At 71.8% G+C, this 22,950-nt stretch carries 17 protein-coding genes; 12 read left to right on the top strand and 5 right to left on the bottom strand.

Annotated features, from left to right (window positions below; all coding sequences use genetic code 11):
• The coding region (locus GUY60_RS14365; protein WP_161697664.1) for an alpha/beta hydrolase at positions 1-802 on the top strand (802 nt) is incomplete at its 5' end.
• Between the two features lie 77 nt (positions 803-879).
• Here the strand turns inward: GUY60_RS14365 and GUY60_RS39490 are convergent.
• From GUY60_RS39490 to GUY60_RS14350, 3 genes are all read right to left on the bottom strand, one after another.
• The gene (locus tag GUY60_RS39490; protein WP_161697662.1) at positions 880-2,493 is read right to left on the bottom strand and encodes a flavin-containing monooxygenase; all 1,614 of its coding nucleotides are present in this window, start codon (positions 2,491-2,493) and stop codon (positions 880-882) included.
• 28 nt (positions 2,494-2,521) lie between these two features.
• Entirely contained in the window at positions 2,522-4,090 is a 1,569-nt protein-coding gene (locus tag GUY60_RS14355) for a FadD3 family acyl-CoA ligase (RefSeq protein WP_161697660.1), read from the bottom strand.
• A gap of 188 nt (positions 4,091-4,278) precedes the next feature.
• Positions 4,279-5,151 (bottom strand): IclR family transcriptional regulator, encoded by an 873-nt coding sequence (locus GUY60_RS14350; RefSeq protein WP_161697658.1) that lies wholly within the window; start codon positions 5,149-5,151, stop codon positions 4,279-4,281.
• 174 nt (positions 5,152-5,325) lie between these two features.
• Here GUY60_RS14350 and hsaA (GUY60_RS14345) point away from each other — a divergent pair, with 174 nt between their 5' ends.
• Together hsaA (GUY60_RS14345) and GUY60_RS14340 are read left to right on the top strand one after the other, a co-directional pair.
• Positions 5,326-6,501, top strand: coding sequence for a 3-hydroxy-9,10-secoandrosta-1,3,5(10)-triene-9,17-dione monooxygenase oxygenase subunit (gene hsaA, locus GUY60_RS14345; RefSeq protein WP_161697656.1), 1,176 nt, complete (start codon positions 5,326-5,328; stop codon positions 6,499-6,501).
• A gap of 129 nt (positions 6,502-6,630) precedes the next feature.
• Positions 6,631-8,199, top strand: coding sequence for an FAD-dependent oxidoreductase (locus tag GUY60_RS14340; RefSeq protein WP_161697654.1), 1,569 nt, complete (start codon positions 6,631-6,633; stop codon positions 8,197-8,199).
• A 103-nt stretch (positions 8,200-8,302) separates the two neighbouring features.
• Here the strand turns inward: GUY60_RS14340 and GUY60_RS14335 are convergent, their stop codons facing one another.
• Positions 8,303-9,526, bottom strand: coding sequence for an RNA-guided endonuclease InsQ/TnpB family protein (locus GUY60_RS14335; protein WP_161697653.1), 1,224 nt, complete (start codon positions 9,524-9,526; stop codon positions 8,303-8,305).
• Positions 9,527-9,985: 459 nt separating this feature from the next.
• On the opposite strand from GUY60_RS14335, the gene hsaA (GUY60_RS14330) reads away from it, so the two are divergent.
• From hsaA (GUY60_RS14330) to GUY60_RS14300, 7 genes are all read left to right on the top strand, one after another.
• Entirely contained in the window at positions 9,986-11,152 is a 1,167-nt protein-coding gene (gene hsaA / locus GUY60_RS14330) for a 3-hydroxy-9,10-secoandrosta-1,3,5(10)-triene-9,17-dione monooxygenase oxygenase subunit (RefSeq protein WP_161697651.1), read from the top strand.
• Positions 11,153-11,172: 20 nt separating this feature from the next.
• Positions 11,173-12,051 carry a 4,5:9,10-diseco-3-hydroxy-5,9,17-trioxoandrosta-1(10),2-diene-4-oate hydrolase gene (hsaD, locus tag GUY60_RS14325; RefSeq protein WP_312866304.1) on the top strand — a complete coding sequence of 293 codons (879 nt, stop codon included), beginning with the start codon at positions 11,173-11,175 and terminating at the stop codon, positions 12,049-12,051.
• 69 nt (positions 12,052-12,120) lie between these two features.
• Entirely contained in the window at positions 12,121-13,017 is an 897-nt protein-coding gene (locus GUY60_RS14320; RefSeq protein ID WP_161697647.1) for a VOC family protein, read from the top strand.
• On the top strand, positions 13,005-13,487 hold the full coding sequence (locus GUY60_RS14315) for a flavin reductase family protein (RefSeq protein ID WP_161697645.1): 483 nt from the start codon (positions 13,005-13,007) through the stop codon (positions 13,485-13,487). The genes GUY60_RS14320 and GUY60_RS14315 overlap by 13 nt, the downstream gene beginning before the upstream one ends.
• Positions 13,487-14,353, top strand: a complete 867-nt coding sequence (locus GUY60_RS14310; RefSeq protein ID WP_161697643.1) for a MaoC/PaaZ C-terminal domain-containing protein — start codon at positions 13,487-13,489, stop codon at positions 14,351-14,353. Before GUY60_RS14315 ends, GUY60_RS14310 begins: the two co-directional genes overlap by 1 nt.
• Before the next feature lie 78 nt (positions 14,354-14,431).
• Positions 14,432-16,120: an FAD-dependent oxidoreductase gene (locus tag GUY60_RS14305; protein WP_161697641.1), complete on the top strand. Its 1,689-nt coding sequence runs from the start codon at positions 14,432-14,434 to the stop codon at positions 16,118-16,120.
• A gap of 69 nt (positions 16,121-16,189) precedes the next feature.
• Positions 16,190-16,963, top strand: a complete 774-nt coding sequence (locus GUY60_RS14300; protein WP_161697639.1) for an SDR family oxidoreductase — start codon at positions 16,190-16,192, stop codon at positions 16,961-16,963.
• A 32-nt stretch (positions 16,964-16,995) separates the two neighbouring features.
• Here the strand turns inward: GUY60_RS14300 and rph are convergent, their stop codons facing one another.
• Entirely contained in the window at positions 16,996-19,680 is a 2,685-nt protein-coding gene (rph, locus tag GUY60_RS14295; protein ID WP_161697637.1) for a rifamycin-inactivating phosphotransferase, read from the bottom strand.
• Positions 19,681-19,985: 305 nt separating this feature from the next.
• On the opposite strand from rph, the gene GUY60_RS14290 reads away from it, so the two are divergent.
• Together GUY60_RS14290 and GUY60_RS14285 are read left to right on the top strand one after the other, a co-directional pair.
• Positions 19,986-20,840, top strand: coding sequence for a 3-hydroxybutyrate dehydrogenase (locus GUY60_RS14290; protein ID WP_161697635.1), 855 nt, complete (start codon positions 19,986-19,988; stop codon positions 20,838-20,840).
• Between the two features lie 74 nt (positions 20,841-20,914).
• Positions 20,915-22,906, top strand: coding sequence for a helix-turn-helix domain-containing protein (locus tag GUY60_RS14285; protein WP_161697633.1), 1,992 nt, complete (start codon positions 20,915-20,917; stop codon positions 22,904-22,906).
• Positions 22,907-22,950: the final 44 nt, after the last annotated feature.

Below are 22,950 nucleotides of genomic sequence, written 5' to 3'. Positions count from 1 at the left end.
CCCCGCCCCCGAACCTGTCGCCCAGGTCGTGGACGCGACCGCCGACGGAGTGCCCGTCCGCGTCTACGACCCGGACGCCGGACCGGACGCGCCGCTCGTGGTGTTCCTGCACGGCGGCGGCTTCGCCCTCTGCGACCTCGACAGCCATGACGCCTTCTGCCGTGCCATGGCCGTCGCCACCGGGTCCGTCGTCGTCTCCGTGGACTACCGGCGCGCCCCGGAGTTCCCGTTCCCCGCCGCCCCCGAGGACGCCTTCACCGCCCTGCTGTGGGCGGCGAAGACGTATCCGGACCGGCGGATCGCCGTCGCGGGGGACAGTGCGGGCGCCAACCTCGCCACGGTCCTCACCCAGCTCACCCGCGACCGCGGCGGCCCGGAGATCGTCTTCCAGGCGCTCTACTACCCGATGCTCGACCCCGCCAGGTCCCGCCCCTCGCACCGCGAGAACGCCCAGGGCTACTTCCTCACCGAGGACCACCTGCGCTGGTACTGGCGGCAGTACCTGGCTTCGGACCGGGACGCGGAACACCCGTACGCGGCACCGCTGCACGCCACCGGCCTCGGCTCGCTGCCGCCGGCCCACATCGTCACGGCGGAGCTCGACCCGCTGCGGGACGAGGGCGAGGCCTACGCGGCGGCCCTCGCGGACGCGGGCGTACCGGTCCAACTCCGGCGCTGCGACGGCATGTTCCACGGCTTCCTGACCATGGCCGCGGGCGCCCTGCCCGAAGCGGCCGAGGCCCGCGACAGAGCGTTCAGCACCCTGCGCGCGGCGCTGAACGGGGAGTTCGGCAACGGCTGAACGAACGGGCACAGCAACGCGCGCCCCGCCCTCCGGAATCCGACCGGAGTGCGGGGCGCGCGTCATGCCGGGTGGGCTCAGCCGGGCAGCAGGTCGAAGCCCTTGTACCCCGACGCCGCCACCTCCGCGATGATCTCCCCGTACACCCCGAAGCCGCCGACGAACGGCATGAACACCCGTGGTTTTCCTGGGATGTTGGCGCCCAGGTACCAGGAGTCCGCCGACATCATCAACGTGCCGGCCGCGCGCTCGCGGCACTCGGTCACCCAGTCCTCCACGGCCCGCCCGCTCGCCTCGATCGCCGCGTACCCGTGCTCGTCGAGATGGCCCAGGCAGTCGGCCAGCCAGTCGACGTGCTGCTCGGCGCAGAGGATCACATTGGCCAGGACGCAGGGGCTGCCGGGACCGGTGAGGTTGAACAGGTTCGGGAAGCCGTCGGTGCCGAGGCCGAGGTAGGTGCGCGGCCCGGCCCGCCAGTCGTCCGTCAGGAGCCGCCCGCCCCGGCCGCGGATCGCGACGCGGTCGAGGGAGCCGGTCATCGCGTCGAAGCCGGTGGCGAACACGACCGCGTCCAGGGCGACATGCGTACCGTCCGCGAGCAGGACGCCGCGCTCGTCCATCCGCTCGATCGGGTTCTCGCGGAGACCGACGAGGCGTACGTGCTCCTGGTTGAACGTCTCGTAGTAGTCCGAGTCGGTCACGATGCGCTTGGTGCCGATGGGATGGTCGGTGGGGACGAGCAGGTCGGCGACGGCGGGGTCGCCGATGCGGGCGCGGACCTTCTCCTCCCAGAAGTCACGGGCCTCGTCGTTGGCGGCCAGGTCGACGAGCTGGTCGGGGAACGTCTTGGAGTACAGGACCCCGCCCAGCTCCCAGCGCTTCTCGAACGCGTCCCGCCGCTCCGCCTCGCTCACGTCGAGCGTCTTGCGCGGATGCGTCATGAACGGCGAGCCGCCACCGCTCAGCCGCGCCAGGCGGCGCCGCTCGGCGTACCCGGCCTTCAGCTCCCGCAGGGTCGCCGCGTCGATCGGGCTGTTCCCGGCCGGGATGCTGTAGTTCGCGGAGCGCTGGAACACCGTCAGCTCCGTGGCCTGCTCGGCGATCAGCGGGATCGACTGGATCCCGGACGAGCCGGTGCCGATCACCCCGACCCGCAGTCCGCTGAAGTCGACGCCCGCGTGCGGCCATTCACCGGTGTGGTACGTGTCCCCGGCGAACGTGTCGGCGCCCGGAATCGAGGGCCGGTGGGCGCTGGACAGGCACCCCACCGCGAACACGCAGAACCGTGCGGAGACCACCTCGCCCCCGTCCGTGCGCACCGTCCAGCGCAGCGCCTCCTCGTCGAGCTCGGCGGAGAGCACCGAGGTGTCGAAGGTGTAGTCGCGGCGCAGCTCGAAGCGGTCGGCCACATGGTCCAGGTAGCGCATGATCTCCGGCTGGGCGGCGTACTTCTCGCTCCAGTCCCAGCCCTGCTGCAGCTCCTCGTCGAAGGAGTACGAGTAGTCCAAGGACTCCACGTCGCAGCGGGCGCCCGGATAGCGGTTCCAGTACCAGACACCGCCCACGTCGGCGCCGCGCTCGAAGCCACGCACCCGGTACCCCAGACCGCGCAGCTTGTGCACGGCGTACAGGCCGGTCACGCCCGCACCGACGACCACGACGTCGACGGACTCGGTGATGTTGTCGTTCACGTTCCTGTTCTCCTCATCCTGGGGTCAGCTAGGGGGTGTTGGCCTCGGCCACGGCACGGGTCCCGGCCTCGGCCAGGCCGCGCAGCGCGTGCTTGTCGACCTTGCCCGCCGCGTTGTGCGGCAGCCGGGGCAGGGCGTGGAAGGCGCGCGGGGCCTTGAAGTTGGCGAGCCGCTCACGCGTGTACGCGGTCAGTTCCGCCGCGTCGATCCGGGCCCCGTCCGCCGGTACGCAGTAGGCGACGCCGACCTCCCCGAGCCGTTCGTCGGGGGCGCCCACGACCGCCGCGTCCGTGACGGCGGGGTGGCCGCGCAGCACATGCTCGACCTCCGCCGGGTACACGTTGAACCCGCCCACCACGAGCATGTCCTTGAGCCGGTCCGTGACCCGCAGGAACCCGCGCTCGTCGAGGACCCCGACATCCCCGGTGCGCAGCCAGCCGTCCGCGTCGACGGCCTCCGCGGTGGCCTCCGGGTCGTCGAGGTAGCCGTGCATGACGTGGTAGCCGCGGGTCAGGATCTCGCCGGGCTCGCCGGGCGGGGCGTCGATACGCAGCTCGGTGCCTTCGAGGGCAGGGCCGGAGGTGCTGGCCAGGGTCTGCGGCGACTCGTGCGGCCTGCAGATGGAGACCACGCCGGTGGCCTCGGTCAGTCCGTACGCCGTGAACACGTTCCGGGCGCCGATGAACTCCCGTATCCGCTCGATGAGTTCGGTCGGGATGTTCGCGGCGCCCGTGCCCGCCATCCGCATCGAGCCGAGGTCGTACGCCTCGCGTCCGGGGTGCTGGATCAGTGAGGTGAAGACGGTCGGGGCGCCGGTCAGGACGGAGATCCGCTCGTCCCGCATCCGGCCGAGCACGGTCGCCGGGTCGAAGACCTGCTCCGGCACGATCGTCGCCCCGTGCAGCAGGCAGGCGATGATGCCGGCCTTGTAGCCGAAGGTGTGGAAGAACGGGTTCACCAGGAGGTAGCGGTCGCCGCGCTGGAGTGTGACCGCACGGGCCCACGCGTCGTACACGCGCAGCGTCTGTTCATGCGTGGTGGGCACGCCCTTGGGCCGGCCGGTGGTCCCCGAGGTGAACAGGATGTCGCCGACATCGCCGGCCCGCACGGCGTCCGTACGGGCGAGCCGTTCCTTGGGGCTGATGCGTTCCGCACCCGCGAGGAACGTCTCCCAGCCGTCCGCGTGCAGCGCCACCGTCCGCCGCAGCAACGGGAGTTGCTCGCCGGACCCGGCGAGCAGCGCCGGGTAGTCCGTGCCCAGGAAGTCGTGCTCGGTGAAGAGGAGCCGGGCGCGGGAGCGGCGCAGGATGTCGGCCGCCTCCGCCGCCTTGTAGCGGGTGTTCACCGGCACCAGGACACAGCCCGCGGCCATCGCGCCCAGGGCGGCCGCCACCCACCGGGCGCTGTTCGGCGCCCACACGGCGACCGAGTCCCCCGGCCGCACCCCCTGCGCGAGGACCGCGCGGGCCACCCGGTCCACCCAGTCGCGCAGCTCCTCGAACGTCCAGCGTTCACCGTCGAAGACGAGGGCTTCCGCGTCTCCGTACCTGCGCGCCGCCCAGTCCGCGAGCCGGGCGATCGTCTGCGCACCGCTCATCCGTCACGTCCTCCTCACCGCCCCGCCCCTCGGTGGGGGCGGCCTTGAACCACAGCGGTTCGGAGAGTGGCAGGGACGGCCGGTGCGGCACAGGAGAGGGCTCCCGGTCAGTGGGATTTCGCTCGCCCCGGTGTGCTCAGGAGGGTGCTCAGGAGGTTGTGGGGGGCAGGAGGTTGTCCAGGAGGTGGCTACATCCAGTCGCTGGAGCGGAGCCAGCCCATCATGTTGTCCATCGAGTGCTGCGGAACGCTCGGCGCGGACACCTCTTCGGCCGTCTCGAACTCCTTCCAGGTGTGCCGCCCGGGGCCGAACATCGACTGCCACACCTGCCGCGTACAGCCGAGCACGATCGGCGCGATCCGCTCCAGGTCGCGGTGGGCGCCGTTGCCGCACACCGAGATCGAGGCGATGGCCCGGCCCGCGCCGCGCAGGGGGGCGGCCACGCAGAACACGCCGCGGAACGCCTCCTCGTAGTCGAAGGCGACCCCGGACTCGCGCACCTTGCGCAGCTGGTTGCGGAGGAACTCGGGGCGGGTGATCGTGCGCGGCGTCCGCGGCCGCAGCCCCTGGCGGACCACCTGCTCGACCGCCGCCGCCTCACTGAACGCCAGGATGGCCTTGCCCGCGGCCGTGCAGTACGCGGGCTGCCGGCCACCCACACGGGACGGCACCCCGGTGTCGTCCGACCTGCCGATCCGCTCCAGGTACAGCACCTCGGCGCCGTCGAGGACCGTGAGGTGCACCAGGTGTCCCGTCGCCTCGTGCAGCGCGTGCAGATGGGGCAGCGCCGCGCGGCGCAGCCGGTTGTGGTGCGAGGCCAGGGCGCCCAGTTCCAGCATGCGCATGCCGAGGCGGTAGTCCCGGCCCTCGCGCTCCAGCCAGCCGAGCTGCACCAGCTGATCGAGGATGCGGTGCGCGGAGGACCGGGGGAGACCGGAGCGCTGCACGACATCGGTCAGAGTCAGCCGGGGCTGGGAGCCCCGGAACGTGCTCAGTACCTTCGCCGCCTTCTCCAGCAAGGAGAGCGGCGTGCATTCGGCCTCGACAGTGTGCGCCGTCATCGGCACCTCCTCTACGGACAGCCGACAAACCCCTGGCCACGGCCGTTACTCCGATGTTGCGTGGAGATTGCCAGTGGGTTCCAAGGGCTGGGAAGAGGTATTCCGTTTCGGAACAGTAACGCGTAGTTTCCGTCGCGTCATCCATGAGGACCAGAGGATCTGCGAGGCCCCCGCATGCACACCGGCGACGTCCTCACCGCGGTCCGCGCGCTCGTCCCCGCCCTGCGCGAGCGGGCCGGCGAAGCGGAAGCGTGCCGCCGCCTGCCCGACTCCACCGTCAAAGAGCTCGCCGGGTCCGGCTTCTTCCGGCTGCTCCAGCCACGGGCGTACGGCGGGCTCGCCGCCGACCCGGACACCTTCCACACCGTGGTCGAGGAGATCGCCAAGGCGTGCGGCTCGACCGGCTGGGCCGCCTCCGTCCTCGCCCTGACCCCCTGGCACCTGGCCCTCTTCGACGCGCGGGCCCAGGACGAGGTCTGGGGCGCCGGCGCCGACAACTCGGCCCTGATCTGCTCGTCCTACGCGCCCACCGGCACCGTGACCCGGGTGACCGGCGGCTTCCGGATCTCCGGGCGCTGGCACTTCTCCTCCGGCTGCGACCACGCCCAGTGGGCCCTGCTCGGCGGCCTCGTGACCGACGGCGACGGCAGGCCCGTCGACATGCGCACCTTCCTGCTGCCGCACTCCGCGTACACCGTCGACGACGTGTGGGACACCGTCGGACTGCGCGGCACCGGCTCCAACGACATCGTCGTCGACGACGCGTTCATCCCCGAGCACCGCTCCCTCGGCTACGCGCCGGTGACCGCGCTCGCCTGCCCCGGACACGAGGCCCACCCGGACCCGCTGTACCGCCTGCCGTACGCCGCGCTGTTCACCACCACCATCTCCACGTCGATCGTCGGCATCGCCCAGGGCGCGTACGAGGAACACCTCGCCGCGGCCCGGCAGCGCTTCCGCTCGGCGGGCGGGCAGCAGGCCGCCGAGGACCCGTTCGCGCAGGTACGTACCGCCCGCGCGGCCAGCGAGATCGACGCCGCGCGGCTGCAGTTGGCGCACAACATGGCCGACATGTACGCGACCGTCAGGCGCGGCGAAGGCGTGTCGATGGACCAGCGCGCCCGCGCCCGCAGGGACCAGGTGATGGCCACCGAACGCGCGGCCATCGCGGTCGACCTCCTGGTGGGCAACGCCGGTGGCGGCGTCATGGGCCAGGGCGGCGACGTACTCCAGCGGGCCTGGCGTGATGTGCACACCGGCCGCCGCCAGGCCGCCAACGACGTGGAGCGGGCCCTCACCCTCTTCGGCCAGCACGTGCTCGGGGTCGAGGTCCACGACACGATGGTGTGAGCCGCCCGGCTGCCCGCAATTCTCTTCGCCGCGCGCGGAGTTCCCACCCAACGGGATCCCGCGATGGCCACCCCTTCGCGCGTGGGCCGATACTCGGTCGCCCCCCGCCCACCGCTTCGAAGGGTCGAGATGGCGAACACGCAGAACACATGGGACCAGGAGTGCGACGTCCTGGTCGTGGGCTCCGGCGCAGGCGCGCTGACCGGTGCGTACGGCGCGGCCGTCCGCGGCCTCGACACCCTGGTCATCGAGAAGACCGGCTACTTCGGCGGCACCACCGCCTACGCCGGAGCGGGACTGTGGCTGCCGGGCAACCACGTACAGGCACGCGACGGCGTCGAGGACTCCGCCGACCTGGCCCGCGCCTACTTCCGCGCGGTCGTCGGCGACGCCACCGACCAGCGGGTACAGGACGCCTACCTCGACCGCGCCGCGGAGACCGTCGCGTTCCTGGAGGACAGCCCGCACGTCCGCTTCGAGTACCGGCCCTTCCCCGACTACTTCGCCGCGCCCGGCCGCTTCGACGCGGGCCGTGCCGTCTTCCCCGTGGAACTCCCCGCGGACGCGGGCCCGCAGCACCTGCTCGACGCCGTACGCCCCCCGGCCTGGGCGGAACGGCTCGGACTGCCCGTGCCCGACGGCCCCCTCACCGACGGCCGCGCGCTCATCGGCCGTCTGCTCCTCGCCCTGGAGTCCACCGGCCACGGCCGCACCCTGCTCGACACCGCCCTCACCGGTCTGATCACCGAGGACGGCGCGGTCGTCGGCGTGGAGACCGAACACGACGGCCGCACCCTGCGTATCCGCGCACGGGGCGGGGTACTGCTCGCGGCCGGTGGCTTCGAGGCCAACGCCGAACTCCGCCGCGACTGGCAGGAGTTGCCCGGCGCGGACTGGACGATGGGCGCGCCCGGCGCCAACACCGGCGACGCGATCACCGCCGCCGTCAGCGCCGGCGCCGCCCTCGACCTGCTCGACCAGGCCTGGTGGTGTCCCTCCCTGCGCTTCCCCGACGGCTCGGCCGCCTTCACCCTCGGTCTGCACGGCGGCATCTTCGTCGACGGCTCGGGCCACCGCTTCGCCAACGAGTCGCTGCCGTACGACCGGATGGGCCGGCAGATGCTCGGCGCCAAGGCGGGCACCGCCCACGACAACCCGGTCTGGTGGATCTTCGACGGCCGGTTCGGGGACGAACTGCCCGGCATCACGGTGGTCCCCGCCGACCGCACCGCGTTCACCGACGCGGGCCTGTGGCGCACCGCCGACACCCTGGACGGCCTGGCCGAGCGGATCGGCGTCGAGGCCGGGGCCCTGCGCGACACGGTGCGCACCTTCAACGGTTACGCCGCCGACGGGACCGACGCGGACTTCCAGCGCGGCGAGGACCCGTACGACCGCTTCTTCGCCCAGGGCACGGGTCCCAACCCCTGCCTCGTACCGATCGACGAAGGCCCGTACCACGCCGTGCAGATCGTCCTCGGTGACCTCGGGACCAAGGGCGGTGTCCGCACCGACGCGCAGGCGCGGGTGCTGCGGGCGGACGGCGGAGCGATCCCCGGCCTGTACGCGGCGGGCAACACCGCCGCCTCCGTCTCCGGCCGCTGCTATCCGGGCCCCGGCGTGCCGATCGGCTCCGCCATGGTCTTCGGCCACATCGCCGCCGACCACATCGCGGCCGCCCGGCACACGCAGCACTGACACACCAACGCCCCGCCGGACTCGTACGGTGACCCGCTCGCCTTGACTTGCTCCTCGGGCTGAAGCCCGAGGATTCCGGCCTTCCCGCCCGAAGCCCGTGCCTTTATGCGGCGCGGACTTCGGGTGGGTATCCGTGGCTTCCTGCTTCATGGCGCTGTGCCAGAACGGGTTCTGGTCTTATCGGCGCTCCACAGGCTGATACCGCCAGTCCGGCGGCCTGTTTCACGTTGCGTGCGGAGTTGATGTCCCGGTCGAGGAGCGCTCCGCAGGCGGGGCAGGTCCACTCCCGGACGTGGAGGGGTTTGGGCCCGTCGCGGTGGCCGCAGTTCGAGCAGGTCTGGCTGGTGGGTTCGAACCGGCCGATCTTGATCAGGGTCCGCCCGTACCGTTCGGCCTTGTAGACGAGCATGGCGACGAACTGCGCCCAGCCCGCGTCGTGCACACTCTTGGCCAGCCTCGTGCGCGCCAGCCCATTCACCGCCAGGTCCTCCACTGCGATCGCTTGGTTCTCGCGGATCAGCTTCGTGGAGAGCTGGTGGTGAAACTCGCGGCGGGCGTCGGCTACTTGGGCATGGGCGCGGGCGACTTTCAGGCGGGCCTTCTCGCGGTTCTTTGAGCGTTTCTGTTTGCGGGACAGGGCCCGCTGGGCCTTCTTCAGCTTCTTCTCCGCGCGGCGCAGGAAGCGTGGGGAGTCGATCTTTGTGCCGTTGTCGAGGATCGCGAAGTGCGTAAGCCCCAGATCGATTCCGACACTCTGGTCGCTGTCGGGCATGCGGGTGGCATCCGCGTCCTGGTTGGTGTCGATGACGAACGAGGCGAAGTACCGCCCGGCCGCATCCTTGATCACGGTGACCGAGGTCGGAGTGCTGGGCAGGGTGCGTGACCACTTCACCTTCACCGCCCCGATCTTCGGCAGGCTCAACCGTCCGCTACCGGTGACCGACCAGCGGGCATTGGCAGTGAACCGGATCGACTGACGGGCATCCTTGCGGGACTTGAACCTCGGCGCCCCCACTCTGGACCCCTTGCGCTCGCCTTTGATGGAGGCGAAGAAGTTCCGGTAGGCCGTCTCCGCGTCGCGCAGGGACTGCTGCAGCACCACCGCGGAAACCTCACCCAGCCACGAGCGGGCCGCGCTCCGCTTCGCCTCGGTGATCAGACGCCTGGAAAGCTCCCCGGCCTTCGGGAAGGGCAACCCCGCCGCCCGCGCGTCCAGACGGGCACGTACAACGTCGTTGAACACGACGCGAGCGCACCCGAACGCCCGCGCCAACGCCGCACGTTGGACCCGATCCGGGTACAACCTGAAGGCGTACCGAAGCTGCATACGAGACAACGTACGCACGTACGACCACCAGCGAGACGCGAGACTGGAACTGTCCGACACTGCACGTTCGTGACGCATGCGCCCATAGTTGCCGCGATCAAATCCGGCACAACGTGTTCACGGACGATCACCTGACGGGCCAACACATTGCGGTCGTGCCCTGCCTACGTGAGCCCTGCCCGGCTCCACCGAGACCAAGCGCTCGAATCCCGGTGGCCGCCGCCGCGCTTGTTCTCCATACAGGGGAGGTGGCCGCGCGGCGCGGGTGCGGCGAGCCCAAGGCGCCCCCAGGGCGCGAACTCCCCCCGCCGCACGGCAGTCGACACAACCCCGGCCCCTCGCGCACCCCCGCCGGACAGGCGCCTGCTTCCCGCTCAGTGGGAGCAGCGCATTTCGCTGCCGAACGGCACGTCGTACGTTCCCCCCACTTCGCCACCACCACCCGAGAGGGGATGTCCCATGGCCGATGACGTCCTGGCAGCGGTCCGCGACCTCGTCCCCAGCCTGCGCGAGCGCGCGGCCGAGGCCGAGACACAGCGCCGTGTGCCCGACACCTCCATCAAGGAGCTCGAGGACACCGGCTTCTTCCAACTCCTGCAGCCCAAGGCCTTCGGCGGCCAGGCCGCCGACCCGCTGGTCTTCTACACCGCCGTCAAGGAGATCGCCAAGGCGTGCGGCTCCACCGGCTGGGTCGCGTCCGTCGTCGGCGTCCACCCCTGGCACGTCGCCCTGTACGGCCCGCGCGCACAGCAGGAGGTGTGGGGCAAGGACCCCAAGACCCGCATCGCCTCCTCGTACGCGCCCACCGGCAAGGCCACCCCCGTCGACGGCGGCTTCCGGCTCTCCGGGCGCTGGCACTTCTCCTCGGGCTGCGACCACGCCCAGTGGGTGCTGCTCGGCTGCCTCGTCGCGGACAGCGAGGGCAACGTCGTCGACATGCGCACCTTCCTGATCCCGCGCACCGAGTACCGCGTCGACGACGTGTGGGACACCGTGGGCCTGCGCGGCACCGGCTCCAACGACATCGTCGTCGAGGACGTCTACGTGCCGGACCACCGCGCCCTCAGCTTCGGCCCGGTCACCGCCCTGGACGTCCCCGGCCACGAACTCAACCCCGAACCGCTGTACCGGCTGCCGTACGCGGCCGTGTTCACGACCACCATCTCCACACCGATCGTCGGCATCGCCGAGGGCGCCTACGAGTCGTACGTGGCCGCCACGACCGAACGCATCCGCGTCTCCTACGGCCAGAAGGTCGCCGAGGACCCCTTCGCGCAGGTGCGGATCGCCCGCGCGGGCAGCGACATCGACTCGTGCTGGCTCCAACTGACCCGCAACATACGGGAGTTGTACGAGCTCGCGGAGCGCGGCGCGGAACTGCCGACCGAGCTGCGCGCCCGCACCCGCCGCGACCAGGTGCTCGCCACCGAACGCGCCGTCGGCGCCGTCGACCTGCTGATGGAGAACGCCGGCGGCAACGCCATGCGCACCGGGCCCAACCCGGTCCAGCGGGCCTGGCGCGACGTGCACACCGGCCGGGGCCACGCCGCCAACGACCCCGAGCGCGCCCTGCTCGTCTACGGCCAGGCCGCTCTCGACCTCGAGATCCAGGACACGATGCTCTGATGGGGGCCCAGGTGACTCAGGTGACTCAGGTGAACGCTCTCGACTACGAGTCGACCTCGCGTACCGCCAAGACCGGCGGCCTCACCCTGCACTACCACGAGGCCGGACCCGCCGACCGGCCCGACGCACCCGTCGTGATCATGCTGCACGGCGGCGGCCCCGGCGCCTCCGGCTGGTCCAACTTCGGCCGCAACCTGCCGGTCTTCGCCGAGCACTTCCGTACCCTCCTCGTCGACCAGGTCTGCTTCGGCCGCTCGGACAAGCCGGAGCTCGACAAGGACTACTTCAGCTACAGCGCGGACGCCGTGGCCGCCCTCATGGACGAACTGGGCGTCGCGCAGGCCCACTTCATCGGCAACTCGCTCGGCGGCGGCACCGCCGTACGCATGGCCCTGAACCACCCCGGCAAGGTCGGCAAGCTCCTCCTGATGGGGCCCGGCGGGGTGTCCCTCAACCTGTTCGCCCCGGACCCGACCGAGGGCATCAAGCGCCTCTTCGAGTTCAGCGGCGCCCCCGAGCCGACCAAGGACCAACTGCGCGCCTTCCTCGGTGTCATGGCGTACGACCAGTCCATCGTCACCGACGAACTCGTCGAGGAGCGCTGGGCGTCCGCCACCGACCCCGAGACCCGGCTCGGCAACGCCCGGATGGGCGCGGCCTTCGCCAATCCCGCCTGGCAGCAGGACTGGATGCTGTGGCGCGAGGCCCACCGCATCACCCATCCCGTGCTGCTCACCTGGGGCCGGGAGGACCGGGTCAACCCGCTCGACGGCGCCCTGGTCGCCCTGAAGACCATCCCGGACGCCCGGCTGCACGTCTTCCCGCACTGCGGGCACTGGGCGCAGACCGAGCAGGCCGACGAGTTCAACCGGCTTGCAGTGGACTTCTTCTCGCACTGATCCGCCGAGGCCCGGCCTTTGCCGCGCATCGCCTCGCCGCACCCCCGTACGTACTCAAGGAGAACCCTCATGGATATTCGCTCGCTCGGCTATCTGCGCCTGGAGACCACGAAGTTGGACGAGTGGCGCACGTACACGCTCGACATCCTCGGCATGGTCGAGGCGTCGGGTTCCACCGAGGACACGCTCTGCCTGCGCATGGACGACCGGGCGTACCGCATCACCATCCAGGCGGGCGCCAACGACCGGCTGCTCGCGGCCGGTTGGGAGGTGGCGAACGCCGCCGCGCTCGGCGAGGTCGCCCGGGAACTCTCAGCCGCGGGTGTGGCCGTCAAGGCCGCCGACGCCGACGAACTCACCGAGCGCCGCGTCCGTGGCCTCCTCCACGTCACCGACCCGGGCGGCAACCCGCTTGAGATCTACTGGGGCCAGGCGCAGGACCACTCCGCGCTGGGCACCCCCTATGGCAATCGCTTCGTCACCGGCGACGACCTGGGCCTCGGCCATGTCGTGCTGCCCGTGCCGGACATCGAGGCCGCCCTCGACTTCTACGAGAACCTGCTCGGCCTCCAGTTGCGCGACTCGATGAAGCTGCCGCCGCAGGCCGTGCCGACCGCCACCGAGCAGCGGGACTTCCACTGGATGCACTTTCTCAGCCCCAACAGCCGCCACCACAGCCTCGGCCTGTACCCGGGCGCGCTGCCGCCAGGCATCGTGCACTTCATGGTCGAGCTGGAGACCCTCGACGACGTGGGCCGCGGCCTCGACCGCATGAACGCGGCGGGCATCCCGATCGCCTCCAGCCTGGGCCGGCACACCAACGACCGCATGGTCTCCTTCTACGCGCAGGCGCCGGGCGGCTTCCAGGTCGAGTACGGCTGGGACGGGCTGATCGTCGACCGCGCCACCTGGGTCGCCAAGGAGATCACCGCCGACAGCTTCTGGGGCCACCAGTGGAACGGCTGATCGACCCCGGCGCCTTCCGGGACGTGCTCGGCCGCTTCGCCAGCGGCATCACGGTCGTCGCGGGACTCGACGGCGAGGAACCGGTCGGCTTCGCCTGCCAGTCCTTCGCCTCACTGTCCCTCGACCCGCCGCTCGTCATGCTGGCCGTCGGGCGTACGTCGAGCAGCTGGCCGCGGATCGAGCGGGCGGGCCGGTTCTGCGTGAACATCCTCGCCGCCGAACAGCAGGAGATCTGCAGCGCGTTGGGCCGCAGCGGCCCCGACAAGTTCGCGAACGTCCCCTGGACCGTAAGTGAGTACGGGACGGTGCGCATCGAGGGCGCGCTGGCCGCCGTCGAGTGCGAGCTGCGTGCCGTGCACGAGGCCGGCGACCACTACCTGGCCACCGCCGAGGTGGTGGCCCTCGACGCCCGCGAGGACGGCCGACCGCTGCTCTACTTCCGCAGCCGCTACGCCGTGGGGGCCTTCTGATGCCCCTCGACGTGGAGAAACTCACCTCGGCGCCGCCCGTCCGCACCGAGGTCACGTGGGACGACCGCGACGTGCGCCTCTACCACCTGGCGCTCGGCGCGGGCGTACCCGAGACCGACCCGGCCGAGCTGCGCTACGTCTACGAACGGCACCCGCAAGGGCTTCAGGTCCTGCCGCTTTTCGGGGTGGTGGCCGCGGGCGTCGGCTTCCAGGTCTTCGACCAGGCGGGCGCGGACATCGACCTCGCGCAGGCCCTGCACGGCGGCCAGGAGGTCACCGTGTACCGGCCGCTGCCGGCCGCGGCGAAGGCGACCGCGATCACCAGCGTCACCGACGTGTACGACAAGGGCAAGGCGGCCGTGATCGTGCAGGAGTCCACCCTCGTCGGCGAGGACGAGGAGCCGCTGCTCACCCAGCGCAACCAGATCTTCGTGCACGGCGAGGGCGGCTTCGGCGGCGAACGCGGCCCCTCCGGGCGCACCCCCGTACCGGACCGCGCCCCCGATGTCGTACTGGAACTGCCGACCCTCCCGCAGCAGGCGCTGCTCTACCGCCTTACCGGGGACTGGAACCCCCTGCACGCCGACCCGGCCACCGCCCGCGCGGCCGGTCACGACCGGCCGATCCTGCACGGCCTGTGCACCTTCGGCATGGCCGTCAAGGCTGTCGCCGACCGCTTCCTGGACGGCGACGCGGGGGCCGTCACCGGCTGCCGCACCCGCTTCGCGGGCACCTTCCACCCCGGCGAGACGCTGCGCGTACACGTGTGGTCGGACCCCGCAGGCCGCAGCCACCTGCTGCGCGCCACCGCGGCGGACCGCGACGACGCGCCCGTACTCGACCACGCCCTCGTCACCACCCGCTAGCCCGTCCCGACCCGACAACTCGTCACCACCCGCTAGCCGTCACCACGCACTAGCTCGTCACCCGCTAGGGAGAACCCGATGAAAGAGCCCTGGGACCACACGTACGACGTGGTGGTGGTCGGGTCCGGCGCCGCCGGGATGGCCGCGGCGCTCACCGCCCGGCTGCGCGGACTGACCGCGCTCGTGGTCGAGAAGACCGACCGCTACGGCGGCTCCACCGCACTGTCCGGCGGCGGCGTGTGGATCCCGGACAACCTGCACCACGCCGCGGCCGGTCTTGGCGACACCCCCGAGCAGGCCCGCGCCTACCTCGACGCCACCGTCGGCGACCGCGTCCCGGCCGAGCGCAAGGACGCCTACCTCGCCCAAGGGCCCGCCATGCTGCGGGAGTTCCACGACAAGACGGACGTCCGGTTCGTGTACGTGCCGGACTACTCCGACTACTACCCGGAGCGTCCCGGCGGCCTCCCGCAGGGGCGCTCCATCGAGCCGGAGATGTTCGACCTCAAGCGGCTCGGACCCGCCCAGCGGTCCGGGCTGCGCCGGGCAGGCCTGCCCACGTACGGACTCACCATCACCACCCGCGACTTCCGCCACCTCAACATGGTGGGCCGCACCTGGAAGGGCCGCCGCACCTCGCTCAAGGTCGGCCTGCGCGCGGTGAAGAACCTCGCGACGGGCAAGCGCATGCTCTCGCTCGGCGAGGCGCTTGTCGCCCGTATGCGGTACTCGCTGGAGCGGCTCGGCGGCGACCTGTGGCTGTCCGCGCCCGTCACCGGCCTGGTGACGGAGGGGGAGCGGATCACCGGCGTACGGATCGACCGGAACGGTGAGGAGATCGCCGTACGCGCGACCGGTGGCGTCGTCCTCGCCTCGGGAGGCTTCTCCCACAACCGGGAGCTGCGCGAGAAGCACCTGCCGTCGCCCACCTCCACCGCGTGGAGCGCGGCCGCCGAGGGGCAGACCGGCGACGGCCTCGAACTGGCTGTGGAGGCGGGCGCCGCGACCGACCTCATGGACAAGGTGTGGGGCGGCCCGATGGTCGTCGCACCGGGCGCCAAGCCGTTCTTCCTGGTCGCGGACCGAGGCATCCCCGGCATGGTCATCGTGAACCAGGCGGGCGAGCGCTTCACCAACGAGGCCTGCCCGTACCACGAGTTCGTCGACGCGATGTACGCCAACGACCTGCCCGACGCGTCCACCGTCCCGTCCTGGCTGATCCTCGACGCGGCCGCCAAGTCCCGCTACATGATCACCGGCCTTTTCCCCGGCCAGCCGTTCCCCAAGGCGTGGACCGACAGCGGCTTCGTGAAGAAGGCCGACACCCTGGACGAGCTCGCGGTGCGCACGGAGCTGCCCGTGGCCCGGCTGCGGGCGACCATCGAGCGTTTCAACGGCTTCGCCCGCGCCGGCCGCGACGAGGACTTCCACCGCGGCGACAGCGCGTACGACCGCTACTACGGCGACCCGACCCTCACCAACCCCAACCTGGCGCCCCTGGAGAAGGGCCCGTTCTACGCGGTCCCGCTCCAGCCCGGCGACATCGGCACCAAGGGCGGCCCGGTCACCGACGCCACGGCCCGCGTGCTGCGCGAGGACGGCACACCGATCGACGGCCTGTACGCCTCGGGCAACGTGTCGGCCGCGGTGATGGGGGAGACGTATCCGGGGCCGGGTGCCACCATCGGCCCCGCGATGACGTTCAGCTGGATCGCGGTCAACCACATCGCGGGCGCGCGGGACGCGACGGGCGCGCGGGAGGCGTGACCAGGACCGCACCCGCAACCTCAACCTCAACCTCAACCTCAAATCGATTGAGAACAGGAGCAACCACTCATGCCCCGTACCTGTCTCGTCACCGGAGCCGCCTCCGGCATCGGCCTCGCCACCGCTGAGCTGCTGCGCGGCCGTGGACACACCGTGATCGGGTCCGACCTCAAGGACGGCGACATCACCGCCGACCTGTCGACCCCGGAAGGCCGGACCCAACTCGTCGAGCGGGCCCGTGAGTTGACCGGCGGCCGGCTCGACGTGGTGATCGCCTGCGCGGGCATCGCGGCCTTCGAGGCCGTCACCGTCAAGGTCAACCACTTCGGCGCCGTCGCCACCCTCGACGGGCTGCGCCCGCTCCTCGCGAACGGCACCGCGCCGCGTGCCCTCGTCGTCGGCTCGGTCGACGCCGTCCACCCGACCGACGACGCCATCGTGGCGGCCTCCCTCGCGGGCGACGAGGACGCGGCGGTCGCCGCCTCCCAGGCCGCCGTTGACCGTGGGGAAGGGCACCTCGTGTACTCGTCGTCGAAGGCCTCGGTCTCCCGTTGGGTGCGGCGTACGGCGATCACCGATGACTGGGCGGGCGCGGGCATCGCCCTCAACGCGGTCGGCCCCGGAGTCGTCCGTACGCCCATGACCCGGCCCCTCCTGGACGACCCGGAGATGCGGGTGCTGGTCGAGCGGAGCGTGCCGATGCCGCTGCACGGCCACACGGAACCGGACCAACTGGCCCCGCTGATCGCCTGGTTGACCTCCGAGGAGAACACCGTGGTCACCGGCCAGGTCGTGTTCGCCGACGGGGGAGCGGAGGCGGTGCTGCGCGGCGACAGTCTCTGAGGCGGCCTTTGCGGAAGCACCCTCACGGGCCCTCACGGCAGGAGCTCGACGTACCCGGCCGTTCCGTGCACGCGGATCCGCTGCCCGTCCCGGATCAGGCGGGTGGCCTGCCGCACGCCCACGACGGCCGGGAGCCCGTACTCCCGGGCGATCACCGCGCCGTGCGTCATCAGGCCGCCGACCTCCGTCACCAGGCCCGCGATGCCGACGAACAGCGGCGACCAACTCGGGTCCGTGAAGGGCGTGACGAGGATGTCGCCCGCGTCGAGATCGGCGTCCGCCATGTCGAGGACGACGCGGGCCCGTCCCTCGACGGTGCCCGCGGAGACCGGCAGTCCGGTCAGCGCACCGTCCGGCACGTCGTCGCGCCGGTACGCCCCGCTGACGGCCTCACCGTCCGAGGTGAGCACCCGGGGCGGGGTGAGCGCGCGGTACGCACGGAACGCCCGCTTGCGCTCCTCGATCAGCCCGCCGTCCACCTGGTGCGAGCGCACCGCGTCGTGGAGTTCCTGGAAGGTGAGGTAGTGGGCGTCCTCCCGCGCGCCCAGCACACCGGCCCGCACGAGACGCTCGGCCTCCGCCGACAGGGCCCGCTTGTACACGAAGTAGCGGCTGACGATGCCGTACTTCGGGTACTCCCGGTACCCGATGAACGTGCGGACCCGCTCGATCATCCGCCGCGCCTCGTCGGCCTTCAGCTCCCCGTCCGGCAGCGCCTGCAAGCGTGCCAGTACGTCCAGTTCCTTCTGCCGCGCCTTTCGCCGCCCCTCCTCGAACCGCCGCTCGGCCGCGCCCGGTTGGAAGTTCCTGACGTGGTCGAGGATCACGGGTACGAGCGTGCCGGGGCGTTCCCGCCACCGGGGCCGCGTGAGGTCGATCTCGCCGACGCAGCGCATGCCGTACCGGTCGAGGTAGCCGTCGATGGCGTCCCGCGCCGCGCTCCCGCCGGGGACCTTCGCCAGCCGGTCGAGGAAATCCGGCTCCGCGTCCGCCCCCACCGTCCGAAGAAACGACACGACCTCCGGACACGGGCGGATCACGTCCGCGACATCGAGCAGCGCGAGGCCCATCTCGGAGGTGACGTTGTCGGGCGCGGACAGCGTGAGCGTGTCCGCCGCGTTCTTCTCACCCAGCCACTCCCACAGCTTGTCGTTGAGCCACCACGTGGCCTCCATCCCCGCCATGACCGCCCGCATGCTCCGCGGATCGCCGAGGACGCGCTTGTGCTCCTCGAACGCGTCGAGGAGGAATGCGAAGAGTGCCGGTCCGCTCTTGGACCGGATGTCCCGCTCAAGGGTGGCCACGGACGCCCGGCTGTGCGCGATCAACTCCGCGACGAGCGCCGGGTCGGCCGGGATCGGCTCGGTCGGAATCGGGCCGGGCGCGGTCCGGGCGGGTGGACTGCCGGGTTCCGGGTCCGGCAGTGAAGGGAGGAAGTCGTCGCGGTCGAGGACGGTCTCCAGGGCGTCCCTGATCAGCGGATCGCCCCTCCCCACGAGGTCCAGGAGCGCGGCACGGCTCGCGGGCGAGGCCAGGCGCCGGGTGGCATCGACCCACAGCCGCCCGCCCGCCTCGTACATCGGCGCCATGGCCGTCAACTGCCATACGGACAGCCCCAAGGGCTTCATGGGGTCGGTCATCATCTGCTGATGGCCGACGGAGAGATAGACGCGATTCTCCTCGCGTTGCGCCCCGTCATGCGCCTCGTCATGCGGCTCCTCACCGGTCTTTGGTACGGGGAACAGCGTCGTGATCGGTCGGCTCTGCACGAACTCGAACTCGCCGTCGACCAGGCACCATTCGATGTCCTGCGGGCAGCCGAAGTGCGCTTCGATCCGTCGCCCGAGCCGTACGAGCCGCACGGCCTGCGCGTCCGTCAGGGATGGCTGCTCCTGTCGCTCCGCATCGACCGCCACCTCCCGCGTACCACCGCCCGGAAGGGCGTGAACGGCGCGCTGTTTGGCGGCGATCGTCCGCGCGACGACCTCGCCGCCGCGCACCTTGAACACGTCCGGGTTCACCACACCGGAGACCAGGGCCTCGCCGAGGCCGAATCCGGCGTCGACGGTGGCGACCTTCCGGTTGCCGGTGACCGGGTCTGCGGTGAACAGGATGCCCGCCGCCTGCGGGAAGACCATCCGCTGCACGACCACAGCCATGTGCACCGCACGGTGGTCGATGCCGTTCCGCAGGCGGTAGATCACGGCCCGCTCGGTGAACAGCGAGGCCCAGCACAGGCTGATGTGCCGCAGGACCTCCGCCGGCCCCACGACGTTCAGGTACGTGTCCTGCTGACCGGCGAACGACGCGGTCGGCAGGTCCTCCGCCGTCGCGCTGGACCGCACGGCGTACGCGGCCTCCTCGCCGTACCGGGCGAGCGCGCCGGTGACCGCTGCCGCGCACTCGTCCGGGAGAGCGACCCCTTCGATGGTCCGGCGGATCTCCGCACTCAACGCACGGACCGCCTCCCTGTCTCCTTGGCTCTCCCGGCTTTCCAGGTCCTCCGGGTCCAGCCGCGACAGCCGGTCGAGCAGGTCGTCGAGCGCGGGCGCCGCTGCCACGATCCGTCGGAACGCGTCCGTCGTCACACAGAAGCCCGCCGGTACGCGGACGCCGTCGATCCGCGAAAGCCCGCCCAGGTGCGCGCCCTTGCCCCCGACGACCTCGACCCGCGCCTCGCCGGGCGCGCGCAGGTCCCGTACGTACTGCTCGATCATCGTGCTGCCTCCACTCGGTGGCCCGCTCTGTGGCCCGCTCGCTAGCCCGCTCCGTTTCCGCAGGTCGGGGCGGTGGCCGACGATTCTGCGCCCTGACCCGGGCCTTGCCGCAAGCCCCCCGCCGCGCTATACGTTGAAAGTGGAAGGGCTCGCCCTGGGTGGACGCACGTGGCGCACGCACATGGTTGGACGCACGTAGGCGCACGCGCATGGTTGGGCGCACGTGGTTGGAGCCCAGTGCACGGCCCCGAAGTGTGGGTTCCGACCACATGGGGGCCGTCCTGGTGGCTGCCTAGGGTTCCCGCATGACCGCCTCTCCCTTGACCCGCGCCACCTCCGACGCGACTACTCCTCCGCTCGGCGGGCCCTCCGCCGACGCGTCCGACGGCCCCCGCCGCTCCGTCGACCTGACCGGGCGCACCGCCCTCGTCACCGGCGCCGCTTCGGGCATCGGCCGCGCGTGCGCGCTGCGTCTCGCCGCGGCGGGTGCCGAGGTCAGGGCGGTCGACCGGAACGCCGACGGGCTTCGCACCCTCGCCGACGAGGCCGCGGACAGCGCGGGCGCGATCGAGGCTCACGCCCTCGACCTCACGGACCTCGACGCCGCCGAGCGCGCCGCCGCGGGCAGCGACATCCTGGTCAACAACGCCGGACTCCAACTGGTGCGCCCCATCGAGGAGTTCCCGCCCGAGGTGTTCCACACGGTGCTCACGGTGATGCTCGAAGCGCCGTTCCGGCTGCTCAGGGGCGCCCTGCCGCACATGTACGCGCAGGGCTGGGGCCGGGTCGTCAACGTGTCCTCCGTGCACGGGCTGCGCGCCTCACCGTTCAAGTCCGCGTACGTCGCGGCGAAGCACGGCCTCGAAGGCCTGTCGAAGACCGCGGCGCTCGAAGGCGCCCCGCACGGTGTGACGTCGAACTGTGTGAACCCCGGTTACGTCCGCACCCCGCTGGTCGAGCAGCAGATCGCCGACCAGGCGGCGGCCCACGGCATCCCGGAGGAACAGGTGATACGGGACGTGCTGCTGCGCGACAGCGCGGTGAAGCGGCTGATCGAACCGGAGGAGGTGGCCGAGGCGGTGGCCTACCTGTGCGCCCCGCACGCCTCGTTCATCACCGGCACGTCGATGGTCCTCGACGGCGGCTGGACGGCGCACTGACGCCTGCGGCAGCGGGGGGAGGAGTTATCCACAGGCCTGGCGGTGAAGTCGGTGCTGTCGGTCATGCTGTCCTCATGTCCATCGATCACCTGCCGACCGCCGAGAGCGCGGAGGCCCCTTTCCTGGAGCTCCTCGCCCGGGACGCGGACGCGGAGGCGTACGAACAGCCGGTGCGGCGCGCCCGCGCCGAGGCCGCGCCCGCGGAGCGGATCGCGGTGCTCGAGCACGCCAAGCTGCTCGCACTGCGGGTGCGGACCGAGCTGGAGGGCCGCAGACGCCGGGAGGCCGAGCTGTCGGCCCTGTTCGAGACCGCCCACGACCTGGCGGGGCTGCGGGACCTGGACCAGGTGCTCCAGGCCATCGTGCACCGGGCGCGTTCCCTGCTCGGCACGGATGTGGCGTACCTGTCCCTGAACGACCCGGTGGCGGCCGAGACATACATGAGGGTCACTGAAGGGTCGGTCTCGGCACGGTTCCAGCAGGTGCGGCTCGGCATGGGCGAGGGGCTCGGCGGCCTCGTCGCCCAGACCGCCCGGCCGTATGTGACCGATGACTACTTCCGGGACGAGCGCTTCCACCACACCCAGTCCATCGACACGGCCGTGCGGGACGAGGGCCTGGTCGCGATCCTCGGGGTGCCGCTGCTGCTCGGCACCGAGGTGATCGGCGTGCTGTTCGCCGCCGACCGCAGGGCCCGGGTCTTCGAGCGGGAGCAGATCGCCCTGGTCCGCTCCCTCGCCGCGCTCGCGGCGGCGGCCATCGACTCGGCGAACCTGCTTGCCGAGACCCGCTCCGCCCTCGCCGACCTGGAGCACGCGAGCGACATCATCCGGGACCGCAGCGGCGTCATCGAGCGCGCCTCCGACGTGCACGACCGGCTGGCCCAGCTGGTGCTGCGCGGCGGCGGGGTGCAGGACGTGGCGGCCGCCGTGTCCGAAGTCCTGGACGGCACCGTCGAGTTCATGGACGGCACGGCCGAGTTCATGGGAAGTACGGCAGCACCGGCACGGGCGGTGGAGCGGTCGAGGGCCGACGGTCATGCCGTGCCGCACGGCGAGGACTGGATCGCCGCGGTCGCGGCCGGCGGTGAGCTGCTCGGCGCGCTCGTCATGCGCGGCCACCCCGGACTCGACCCGGTCGACCAACGCACCCTGGAGCGGGCCGCGATGGTGACCTCGTTGCTGCTGCTCGCCCGACGGTCGGCGGGCGAGGCGGAGCGGCGCGTGCGGGGTGAACTCCTCGACGACCTGCTCGACGCCCGCGACCGCGACCCGCGCCTGCTCCGCGAGCGTGCGGCCCGGCTGCACGCCGACCTCGACGCCCCGCACGTGGTGCTCGCCGCGCACCTGGCCCCCGACACCGCGTCCGGTGACGGCGAGGGCGCGGCCCGCGGCAGGCTCTGGGCGGCGGCCTCCCACCTGGCCGCCACCCGGCACGGCCTGGCCGCGGAGCGCGACGGCGGCACGGTCCTGCTCCTCCCGGTCCCGGCGACCCTCCCGGCCGGTGCGGCCCATCCGGCCCCTGCGGCGGCCCTTCCGGCTCAAGAGACCGCCTCCGCCGCCGAGTTGGCGCAGGAAGTGGCGAAGCTCCTCGGCTCGGCGGTGCGGGAACCGGTCACGGTGGGCGCGTCAGGTCCGGTGACAGCGCCGGCGGCCGAACCGGAGGCGGTGTCGGGTGGGTACAGCGAGGCGAGACGCTGCGTGGACGCGCTGCGGCTCCTGGGGCGTTCCGGACAGGGCGCGGCGGCGGAGGACTTCGGCTTCCTCGGTCTGCTGCTCTCGGACGGGCGCGACATAGCGGGCTTCGTCGGCCGCACCATCGGCGATGTCGTCGGGTACGACGAGCGGCGCGGCACCGACCTGGTCCGCACCCTGGACGCGTACTTCGACTGCGGTATGAGCCCGGTGCGGACGAAGGACCGGCTGCATGTGCACGTGAATACGGTCGCGCAGCGCCTGGAGCGCATAGGGCACCTGCTCGGCCAGGACTGGCAGAGCCCGTCCAGAGCCCTGGAGATCCAACTCGCCCTGCGACTGCACCGCTTGGGTGGCGCGGTCACCGGCTAGAAGCGAGCGGTCCGGCCGCGCGCGGGGGCTGCGCGGCCGGACGG

It is taken from the genome of Streptomyces boluensis (genome assembly GCF_009908195.1).
GTDB classification, from domain to species: domain Bacteria; phylum Actinomycetota; class Actinomycetes; order Streptomycetales; family Streptomycetaceae; genus Streptomyces; species Streptomyces boluensis.
The sequence above is the reverse complement of the archived record's forward strand: the minus strand, read 5'-3'. Positions and strand labels throughout refer to the sequence as shown.